Below are 11,311 nucleotides of genomic sequence, written 5' to 3'. Positions count from 1 at the left end.
AACCTGACCCTCCCGCTGCCGTCGCTGGATAAAGGTTACTATAAACTGCAATTAACGGCCAAAGACGGAGAACAAATCGTTAAGAACACGACGACTTCGGTTACAGTGCTCGCTCCCAACGCGGATCTCGCCGACCAACCTTCGCCATTCGGCGTTGCGACCCATTTCGGCMAGAATTGGGACCCTATTCTGATTCCGCTCGTTTCCAGACTGGGTGTCAGCATGGTACGCGACGAGATTGGTTGGGGTGGGATTGAGAAGGAAAAGGGTGTTTATCAATTCCCGGAGAAGTACGAAACGTATATGGCAGCCTTAAAGCAGCACCGAATCTCGCCGTTTATCGTGCTGACCTACAACAATAACCTATATCCCGGCGGTTTTCATATTAAAGACCCTGCAGGGGTAGCAGGCTTTGCGAATTACGCGCGTGCCGTTTTGAATCATTACGGTGATCAGATCAAGAAGGTTGAAGTATGGAACGAATATAACGCCTTTGGCGGCGGAGCATCTGCGTCGTATTATTTTCCGCTGTTGAAAGAGACGTACAATGCTATAAAGGAGCTTCGCGAGGATGTGCGCGTGATCGGACCTGCCGGAGTGACCATTCCTTACGACTGGATTGAAGAATTGTTTGCGCTGGGTGGTCTGAACTATCTGGACGGCGTCTCCGTTCACCCGTACCGTTTTCCGGAAATCCCAGAGGGCGGCGATCTAGCTTTAGACAAGCTGAACAAGCTGATTGCAAAATATAATACTTCTGGCAAGGAAATACCGCTTTGGCTGACAGAGATGGGCTGGCATACGAAGTTGGGCGGAGATGGCATCTCGGTGGATAAACAAGCGGAATACCTTGCCCGTTATAATGTCCTAGCGATCTCCGAAGGCGCGGAAAATATCACCTGGTACGATTTGAAAAATGACGGTACAGACGCAGAGAACCGGGAGCATAACTTCGGTATTATCGTAAACGAGGAAGATGGACGGGGCGCCTATACGGCCAAGCCGGCTTTTGCAACTTACGCGGTTCAGACGAGGCAGCTGACCGGTGGGGAATATGTTGAGCAGGAGCAGGTGTACGGCAACGTAAGGAGCTATCTGTTCCGCAAGAATGGCGAAGATCTGCGCGTTCTATGGTCTCTTACCCCGCAAAAGGTTGTCTTGACGACGGATAGTCCTGTTATCGTAACCGATTTCACTGGAGAAGAGCAGACGCTTATGCCTTTGAATGGCAAAGTCTATTTAAAGCTTGGCAATCAGGTGTTCTATGTAAAAGGCAACATTTCCGGCATTCATGCTGGCGRCTTATTCTCTGCGGATGACGTTGTTGCGGCCGTGAACGATCATGTTCGCATACGTGTAAAGCTCGATAATACGGGCAGCACTACAGCGATGATAGCTGAGGTTGAAGTGGCCGGCGTCACGCAGACTGTATCCGTCCCGGCGAACGGGCAGCTTGACGTACCAATCACTCTACCTGCGGTTCCAGAGATTGGGAGCCGGACTTATATTGCCAATGTGAAAGTAGACGGCAAGCCCAGCGCTCACTTGCTTGTGAACGCCCGAATCGAGGAGCCGTTCGGCATGGCGGTCGAGCCGCATATCGTATCTATGGACGATCGGACGGGCCAGTTGAAAATCTCTTATACGAACAATTCAGCCGTGTCCGCTTATACGCTAACGAGCTTAGATTGGCAGTTGGGCGAGCTTTCCGGTTCGCAAACGTATAACGAAGTAATTCCACCTGCTTCCACGTGGCGGGGCAGCGTAGATATTCCGATTCCTGCATACGGCAAACCTTATGCTTACCAAGTGAAGTTGAATTTTAAAGAAACGGCGCCCATAACGTTGGATGGCTCTACCGAGTTCAATCCGATCATCAAGAAAACGGCTTCCGGSGAACGCTTGCAGGAAGTCCAGGTTCCCGGATACGCTCTGAATTTAATTGAGACGGGCAACAATCGGGTGAGAGGCTGGAAGGGGCCGGATGATTTAAGCGGCGATTTCTGGTTGAACTGGGATGAGGAGCATTTCTATTTGACCGCCAAGATTAAGGACGACATCCATTATCAGGATCAATGCGGGTCCTCATCCTGGACCGGCGACGGGATCCAGTTTGCTCTCTTCTCAGGCGTTGCGGGTAAGGAGATACCCGATAAGTACGAGTACGGATTTGCACTTTGTCCGAACGGGCAGAGTGTCGTCCACCGCTGGAGCACTCCGCAGGGCGTCGAAGTGGGAGATGTGACGAATGTGGAAGCGAAAGTGATCCGTGATGAAGAAACGAAATATACGTATTACTATATTGCCCTTCCGTGGAGCGAGCTTGCTCCGGTCCATCCAGATAAGGGAATGATGAGCTTCAGCTTGTTGTTCAACGAGAACGACGGAGCAGGACGGAGAGAGTTCTTCGAATGGGGCGGCGGAATAGGCTCTTCGAAAGATTATAGGGAGCTGCGTCCGATGCAGTTTATGGGGGCAACCGTGCAAGAAGCCGACAAAACCGAGCTGACGGGCGCGATTACCGGGGCGAGACAGCTTCATGACGCGGCCGTGGTCGGCGATCAAGCCGGTCAGTACCCGGCTGTGGCGAAGGACGAGTTTCTAGCGGCTATCGAGGCGGCGGAAGCGGTTGAGGCCGACACGATAGCCTCACAGGCATCGGTAGATGCCGCGGTGGTACAGTTGAATGCGGCAATCGCTAAATTCAAGGCCGCCGAGATCAAAGAGGATCCGAGCGATCAAGCTGTATTGGCAGGTCCGGAACAAGTTCAAATTGGAGAAAGTTTTGAGTTAACCTATGGTCTATCTGAAGGGACAAAGTTATATCAAGCTCAGGAGGTAACGTTACAATTCGATCCTGCCCAAGTACAATTTGAAGGCTTCGTTGAACCGAGCGAGAAAGAAGGATTCATCATTGTTGAATATAAGCTTGGCGAGGGAGAACTAACATTTATCGCCGTTAATGTATCGAAGAATCCTGAATCATCCAACAAAAAACTTGTGAAGCTTCGCTTTAAAGCGATCGCGCCAACGGCAGAAAATGCTGCTACATCGATTAAAGTAACGGAATTACAGCTTGCCAATGCGCCGGATGAGGAAATCTACGGTTTCGGCACAGAATATAAAGTAACGATTCAAGACGTGAAGGAAGTTGATAAGTCAGATCTGAACAAATTAATTGCAGAAGTGGAACAAGTCTTAGAGAATGCTCAAGTGGGAAGCTTGCCAGGCCAATACCCAGCGGAAGCAAAAGCGGCACTGCAACAAGCATTACAACAAGCACAAGCCACCGTGGATAATGTGAAATTAACACAAGCTGAGTTGGAAGCTGCAATTACAACATTGAAGCAAGCACTGAATGCCTTCAGCAAAGCGGTTCATGTTGCAAAACCAGGCGATGTGAACGAAGACGGCAAGTTCACTATTGGAGACTTAGTGAAGCTCGTTGAGGCATATGGAATAACGGAACAAGATTCTGAATGGAATCAAGTGAAACAACTGGACTTCAATAAAGATGGTGAAATTGGTTTAGAAGATATTGTTCTCATTGCTAGATTAATTCTGAATAAATAATGTTACATCTGGGCGACTGCGACTGTACATTTAGTTAAACCAAGAGAAGACATACCATGTTCGGATAACGAAAGGGGGATTTCGGATTCCCCCTTTCGTTAAGTTATGGCAAAGAAGGGACAGCATAGGATGAAATATTCGCGTTTTGCAATGAGAGTTATTTTACTCATTAGTTTCATCGCAGCCTCAATCCTGCAACCATCAAACAATGTACAAGCAGCAGCAAGCGATACCACATTTGAATTTACTAGTCAGTCCGATGAGGTGAAGCCCGGAGATACAATCGAGCTATCTGTTTCTGCAAAAGATGCGAAACTTGTCTATGGTTACGAACTAACTATCCTATATCCTGCAGAGCATTTGCGCTTTAAAAAGATAGTCAGTGCGTTCAGTTCGGCATCTTTTCACAAACTTTTTGACAAGGAACCGGGGAAATTATTGATATTTGGTACGAAAACAGGGAACCAGCAAGGAGATAGCGGGAATCTCGATCTAGCAAAAATTCAATTTGATGTAATCAGCAAAAAAAAGGCAGGAACAGCGATCAYAGCTGAGCTATCAAAAGTGAAATTGATGACGAGAGATCTGGATGCTAGTACTATCGATGTGAGCAAAAAAATTGATTTTACATTTAAACCGCAGATTCAAATTCAATTAAAGGATATTGCCGGTCATTGGGCGGAGAAAAATATTATACGCGCGTTGGAATTAGGATTTGTGGTTGGTTACCCGGATCATACCTTTCGACCAGACCGATCAGTCACACGGGAAGAGTTTGCCGCAATGCTAGCTAAAGCGATGGAGCTATACCCCAAAGAAAACAAAGCTATATTCAAAGATCAGCATGTTATTCAAGCTTGGGCTAATACGAGTGTGTTGGCGTTGGTAGAAAAGGGGATTATCACCGGATTTCCTGACAAAACCTTCCGGCCAGCTAGAAATATTACACGCAGCGAATTAGCGGTAATCATGGCTAGAACATTAAAACTGGATACAAATGATGTTCCCCGCACTGCGTTTAACGATTCGAAAGAAATGATGGGCTGGGCCGAACCGTCTATTGCAGCTGCTGTCAATGCAGGATTGCTGCAAGGCAGAGGTAATAATTGGTTTAAAGGAAACGAATTCACTACCCGCGCAGAGGCAGTAAAGGCGATCCTCTCTATTTTGGATACTATCTCGGAAACTGATTTAGAAGAAAGCGAATGAACTCGGTTGCGAGCTTACGACTTTTGAGTAATCCCCTTTTTTGTGGTATACAGGCTAGACCCGAATCTCGCGGAAGCTTCCAGCAATCTTATTATTATAATCATAGCCCAGTCCATTCGGACTGGGCTTCTGTTCTGGAACCATTTTCTGCATGCTATCTACTAGATAGGCACTTTTTGGAGAACATGTCAGTCAGATTGAGCCTTTTCATATCGTTATACTTTGTTATTTTTCCGATAGTCAGATGGACTGACTCCGACACGTGACGAGAAGATACGGCTGAGATAATATCCGTTGTCATAACCGCACTGTACAGCAATTTCCTGCAAAGTATAATCGCTTTCCATTAAAAGAGATTTTATTCGATTGATTCGTAAGGATGTGATGTACTCGCTAGGATTGACAGAAAAAGTTTGTTTAAACTTTCTCGTCAACTGCACAGCGCTTAAACCAAATTCAGCGGCTACTCTATTGATGTTGAAAGGTGTATAGGCGAGTGTTTGCAAACGCTCGAGTATGGCTTCAAGCATAGGATCTTCCGCGCTTGGCATGGATTCCTGAAATGGATTGAATTGATCGCTGGCAAGCAGGAGGATATCGTGAATAATCGTATTCTTCCAAAGCTGCGCTTGTTGATTCGAATGCCCCGATAGCTTACGAAGCATTCGAAGATTAGATTTTAGGCGATCCGGGTCCCCGATAATTACTTGGCCATGTGGATAGCTTTCTGTCGTTGTGTGAATGTTGGTGTTCGTTTCGGCTAAATGAAACAAAATAAAATGAAAAGTTAACTTCTCAAGCGTTTCTCTATGGAATGCAATATGAGGAGGGCATATGACGATACTGCCGAAGCTGGATTCCCCCTCTTGGCTTTCAAGCTGGAATGAAAATCGGCCACTTTCAGGTATGAACATAACCCAGTTGGCGTAAGTGTCCACGGAAAGCTGGAATCGATCGATATTTTGCCAATAGTTATAGGATATTACAGTCGGTGTGTGCGACCATAGAGCGGGATGATCCATTCTTATAAACTCCTTGAAATAAAGTATATCCTTGAAGTAATTATAGTGCATTTTCTTATACTTTGAATAGCAATATATTTGAAATTGAAGATACACACAACTTATATTCAGGGGGAGATTGCCATGAGAAATGAGTTAGTGAAGACGGATATTACCGTAGTTGGAGCCGGATTGGCAGGAATATGCGCGGCTATCGCCGCGGCAAGATTGGGCTTGAAAGTGGCGTTTGTTCATAACCGTCCAGTGCTGGGGGGCAATTCCAGCTCGGAGGTGAGAGTGTGGGTATGCGGTGCAACCGGTCATGGAGTAAATCGTTATGCCCGTGAGACGGGGATCATGGGAGAGTTGTTCATCCAGAACCAGTACCGCAATCCCGAGGGGAATCCTTATTTGTGGGATTTGACATTGCTGGAAGCCGTTCGCGCGGAACCGAATATCAGCTTGTACTTGAACACAGACGTCCGGGAAGTCGAAGCGGATGGAGAGCTTGAAGAGCGGATTATTCGTGCTGTTACCGGATGGATGATGGGCTCGGAGCGGCTTATTCGCTTCGAGAGCGAAGTGTTCCTCGATTGCACGGGAGATGGGTTGGTCGGTTTCCTAGCGGGAGCCGCCTATCGTCTAGGGCGTGAAGCGCAGCACGAATACGAGGAAGATTGGGCGCCAGAGGTTGCAGACGACATTACGTTAGGCAGCACCCTGCTGTTCTACACGAAGGATACCGGCAAGCCGGTTCGTTTTGTCGCTCCGTCATTCGCTAAGGACATTTTGACGACATCCATTCCGATCAAACGAGTCATACGCAGCGGTGATTCGGGCTGCCACTATTGGTGGATTGAATGGGGTGGAGAGCTGGATAGCGTTCATGAGAACGAGCGAATCCGCGATGAACTGTGGTCGGTCATATATGGGATATGGGACTATATCAAAAATTCGGGTCAATTCGATGCGGAGACGATGACGCTCGAATGGGTTGGCTCGATCCCGGGCAAGCGAGAGTACCGCCGCTTTATCAGCGACACGGTGTTGAATCAAAACGACATTATGGCGCAGCGTCCGTTCGACGACAGCATCGCCTTCGGTGGATGGTCGATTGACTTGCATCCCCCTCAAGGCATGTATGCGTCTGAGAGTGGATCTAAGCATTTGCATGCGGATGGAATCTACCATATTCCGTTCAGCTCTTTGTATTCAAGAAACGTAAGCAATCTGTTGTTTGCCGGACGGAACATCAGCGCGACGCATGTTGCTTTTGGCACGACGAGGGTAATGGCAACTTGCGCGGTAATAGGAGAAGCTGCGGGGGCAGGCGCCGCGTTGTCCGTTATGAAAGGCGTTACCCCGCGCGAGCTGCGTGAGTACCATATTGCCGAACTTCAGCAGATCTTGCTTAAGAGTGACRCTTCGATTATCGGATTACGGAACATGGATGCATTGGACTTGGCTAGGAGAGGAACCATGAGCGCTTCGAGTACTTTAACGCGAATTTGCTTGGATCAGCCATCGGAGGCGTACCCCCTTGCAAAGGACGTCGGTTTGCTATTTCCAATTGAAGGTGAGATGGGACAGTTCGAGCTGCTGCTGTCGGCAAGCGGGGAAAGTGAGCTTACCGTTGAGCTGTGGGATACCGGACGTGCGGAAAACTACGTTCCGGCAACGTTGCGTCATAGTGTGAAGGTGAAAGTAAGCACGGGTGAGCGGCAATGGGTCGAGATTCCGCTCGTGCAGGGTAGCGATGAACCGGCGAAAAATGCATTTATCATCGTCCGTGCAAACGACCGAATCAGCTTGTTCAAGTCGGCTGTTCCGCTAACCGGCGTACTCGCTTTTGAGAGCATGCATACCGAACACTCCAGTCGCGATGATGACGAGCGGTATACGCCTGTCACCGAATGGAGCATGAAGCGGTTGGTTCGCGAGCCATTTTGTTTCTCGGCGGCAACGGGAGCCTATGCTGCGAGCAAGGCAACCGATGGTTACGCAAGACCGTTCGGCGGACCGCATATTTGGGTATCTGAACCGCTGAAAGCCGGTATTGACGAATGGATTGAGGTTGATTTAATCGAAGCGACGAATGTGTCCGAAATCCATGTGACCTTCAATGACGATGTAAACGAGGATTTAATTAACCTTCATCATCACGAAACGCCTTTTTTAGTTATTCCGGAGCTCGTCAAAGACTACCGAATTGAAGCTTGGGCAAACAACGGATGGACTGTTTTGCATAGAGAAACAAATAATCGAATAAGAAAAAGAGTTCATTCCATAAATGAAGTACAAACCAATAAGTTAAGATTGGTTGTCGAAAGTACGAATGGCAGCCCGCGAGCGGAAATTGTGGAGATTAGAGTATACAGTTGTCAATGATAATGCTGAATCTAGAAAAAAGAGGGTGCCTTTGCCAATCTCATGGCAGGAGGACATCCTCTTTCTGATTGTATTGTAAAAATGGGGGACATGGCTCCACCAAATAATGATTCAAGTATACGATTAAATTTAAGAACTATTTTGAATAGCGATTCGAACAAAAGTACTGCATTCATCGAACAAAACTCCCCCGTCGTGATTAACAAAGCCTCTAACGAAACAAATTTCCCACCCATCAGAAACAACTGTCCGTTTTTTCCGAGAACTCCTTTCGATACAATGAAAGCGTATACTATTCCGTAAAGGAGATTAGATATGAACTTTGACTTAAGTTTAGTACCTTTCAGTCGAAGAGAATCGTTCCTAGCGATCTCCATTTTGCCTGAAGCCAAAGATAGACAACAAGGCCTATATATGCGCACCGTGCGCGGTGGCGATGATAAATTCGGCGAAGCTTTCCATATCGATATGCTCGATGAAAGCGGCCAATCTGTATCTTTCCTGTCCAAAGCTTCCCCAGAGCGGATTCAGTTAACATCGGAACGCGGCTTAACGGCAGAAATTTGTATATCTGACAGCCGGACATTCCGTGTTCACGCGAACGGCTGCGGAATTCGCTTGACCTTCCGTACGGCCGCTTACGATTATGCCTATCAAGCGTCACCTAGCAGCTGGGAAGTAAACAGCTTCACCCATGAATGCAGGTTCATGCTTACTGCGCTTGTTGGCGAGCTGCGAATGGAAGTCCCATGGGACAAAATCAAAAGCTCATATGTTATCGCAAGTTTCTTGCCGGACAATAATACAAGTAAATTAGAATTTGCTATTGAAGAGTTTAGGACCATTTTGGAGCCGCGAATGGCTTGGGAACCTTTTGATGATGTCGTTAAGCAAGTGAAGGAAGAGTTTAATTTGTGGTTGGATAATAGTTTAACGCTGCCACAACGCTGGGAAGAAAGCCGAGTACTTGCCGCTTATATTACGTGGTCCTGCCTCGTTCCGGCAGAAGGTTGTCTCACACGGCCAGCGATGTATATGTCAAAGAACTGGATGACGAACATTTGGAGCTGGGATCACTGTTTTAATGCAATGGCGCTTGTTCGCCATGATCCGAAGCTGGCATGGGATCAGTTTATGATTTTCTTTGACCGGCAGGATGAGAGTGGGCTTATCCCGGATTTCATCAACGATAAATATGAACTGTGGAATTGCAACAAACCGCCGATTCATGGATGGACACTTGCTTGGATGATGGCACGAACGGACTTTATCAAGGAGGCGCAGCTTCAAGAGGTTTATGGGCCTTTGTCCAAATGGACAAAATGGTGGTTCAACTACCGCGATGGCGATAGCGATGGCATTCCGCAATACAATCATGGCAACGACTCCGGCTGGGATAACAGTACGGCTTTTAACAATGGCATTCCGGTAGAGAGCCCAGATTTAGCAGCTTTTCTTATTCTTCAAGCAGAGCTTTTAGCTGAAATTGCTGAACGGCTCGGTCATGTGGAAGAAGCAGTCGAATGGAGACAGCTTGCTGAGGGAACAATGAAAAAAATGATCAGCCATTTTTGGAAAAATGGTCAATTTACAGCCTGCCGATCAGGTACGCATGAGCTATCAGAAGGAGACAGCCTATTATTGTTCGTTCCAATTATATTGGGCAAACGTCTACCTGAGCATATCCGTACTGCACTGCTAGAAGGGCTGCGTGATGAGAACAGATTCTTAACTTCTAATGGCTGGGCGACGGAGAGTGTGAATAGTCCTTTCTATAGTGCTGACGGCTATTGGCGCGGTCCAATCTGGGCGCCCTCGACTATGATACTGGTTGAAGGTGCTGCCGCAGCAGGAGATCTTGAGCTTGCAGAAATGGTCTCACGCCGGTTCTGCGACATGCTGGACCGAAGCGGGATGGCCGAAAATTTCGATGCGATGACGGGTCAAGGTTTACGTGATCGAGCGTTTACATGGACGTCGAGCGTGTTCCTCATTTTGGGTAATGAGTATACAACCGAATGAATCACTGCACTTCCAATAAGCCAATAGTAGGCTGACGGGAGGTGCTTTTGACGTTTATGGGAATGAGATCTCATTTGTGATTGGTGGGTTGTCGTCCACAGCATATTTGCTGGAATTGCTTCTCATTGTTCGGTAAAAGAGGTCCATGATACACTTCAAGTATTATGGAGTGGAGGAGGAAGGATGTAATTATGTTGAATCATGTACTTAAGAAACTTAAACTTCCTCTTTTGTCTGGCTCTTACCGGAGCATACGAACCAAGCTGCTCTTCTGTTTTCTCATTGTGACCATTATTCCGCTGCTCTCGCTTGGAGCTTTGTCTTATTACCAATCCGCGAAGGTCATTAATTCTCAATTTGGCAAATATGGAGATAATGCAGTGGCTCAATTGGAACAGCAGATGAGCTCTTATTTGAATCGAATGAATCAGACAACAGAAACTATTTATTCCTATTTGCTTGATCCTGCGCGCGTTGATCTAAGTGATCATGTACCTACTACGTATAAAGATATCATGGATAAAAATGATTTCGAAGCACTTTTGAAAGCGCTTAAACCCGATCGAACGATTGGAATCTATATTATTACCAGTTCCGGCTATTATTATGGGGAAAATAATCTTGATGTATCCAAGCTCAGCCTTATTCCCGCATGGCAAGCCATGAACAATTCGATTGGTGGCAAGTATTGGTTAGGATTTTACTCTCAGAACCATGCTATGGGCGAAACGATGGAGAACGGGATCTCATTGCTTGGCTTGGCAGTACCGGTTAATAGTCCTTACGGAGCGCTGCGAGGCAGTAAAATATTAATTGAAGAAAATGCCGAAGATCTGCTTCATATGTTCCAGCTGTTCGAGAATGATACGAAGGCACATCTCAAAATTGATGATCCACAGGGAAGGATTATCTATGAGACGGCAACCGCCTTCCAACCCAAAGAGAGTGACATCTTATGGACTAAAACTCTTGCTGTTAATGGGTGGAGCATTGAGGCAAGATTGCCTGCTGCATCCTTTTATCGCTCTTCCGACATTATACGGTCGAATACCGTCATCGTCGCTTTTGGCTCCTGTCTGCTGGCCTTTGGACTCGCATACTTGTTCTCTTACCGGTTT

Annotated in this window: 5 protein-coding genes and 1 pseudogene; 5 read left to right on the top strand and 1 reads right to left on the bottom strand. The window is 47.0% G+C overall.

The window, feature by feature from the left end:
• On the top strand, nucleotides 1-3,573 hold a 3,573-nt coding region (locus AC1DSE_RS21035; RefSeq protein WP_477528136.1), incomplete at its 5' end, for a cohesin domain-containing protein.
• A gap of 129 nt (nucleotides 3,574-3,702) precedes the next feature.
• Nucleotides 3,703-4,782 (top strand): S-layer homology domain-containing protein, encoded by a 1,080-nt coding sequence (locus AC1DSE_RS21030; RefSeq protein WP_477528135.1) that lies wholly within the window; start codon nucleotides 3,703-3,705, stop codon nucleotides 4,780-4,782.
• Nucleotides 4,783-4,997: 215 nt separating this feature from the next.
• Here AC1DSE_RS21030 and AC1DSE_RS21025 read toward each other — a convergent pair whose 3' ends face one another.
• Nucleotides 4,998-5,804: a helix-turn-helix domain-containing protein gene (locus tag AC1DSE_RS21025; protein ID WP_477512108.1), complete on the bottom strand. Its 807-nt coding sequence runs from the start codon at nucleotides 5,802-5,804 to the stop codon at nucleotides 4,998-5,000.
• Between the two features lie 123 nt (nucleotides 5,805-5,927).
• Here AC1DSE_RS21025 and AC1DSE_RS21020 point away from each other — a divergent pair, with 123 nt between their 5' ends.
• The 3 genes and pseudogenes from AC1DSE_RS21020 to AC1DSE_RS21010 all read left to right on the top strand — a co-directional run.
• Nucleotides 5,928-8,171: an FAD-dependent oxidoreductase gene (locus AC1DSE_RS21020; RefSeq protein WP_477528134.1), complete on the top strand. Its 2,244-nt coding sequence runs from the start codon at nucleotides 5,928-5,930 to the stop codon at nucleotides 8,169-8,171.
• Nucleotides 8,172-8,486: 315 nt separating this feature from the next.
• Nucleotides 8,487-10,193 (top strand): amylo-alpha-1,6-glucosidase, encoded by a 1,707-nt coding sequence (locus AC1DSE_RS21015; RefSeq protein ID WP_477512110.1) that lies wholly within the window; start codon nucleotides 8,487-8,489, stop codon nucleotides 10,191-10,193.
• A 191-nt stretch (nucleotides 10,194-10,384) separates the two neighbouring features.
• A pseudogene (locus tag AC1DSE_RS21010) lies at nucleotides 10,385-11,311 on the top strand (sensor histidine kinase); the annotation flags it as partial.

Source organism: Paenibacillus sp. 01L418 (assembly GCF_056400045.1).
Note: the sequence above shows the minus strand (reverse complement) of the source record. Positions and strands in the feature narration are given on the sequence as shown.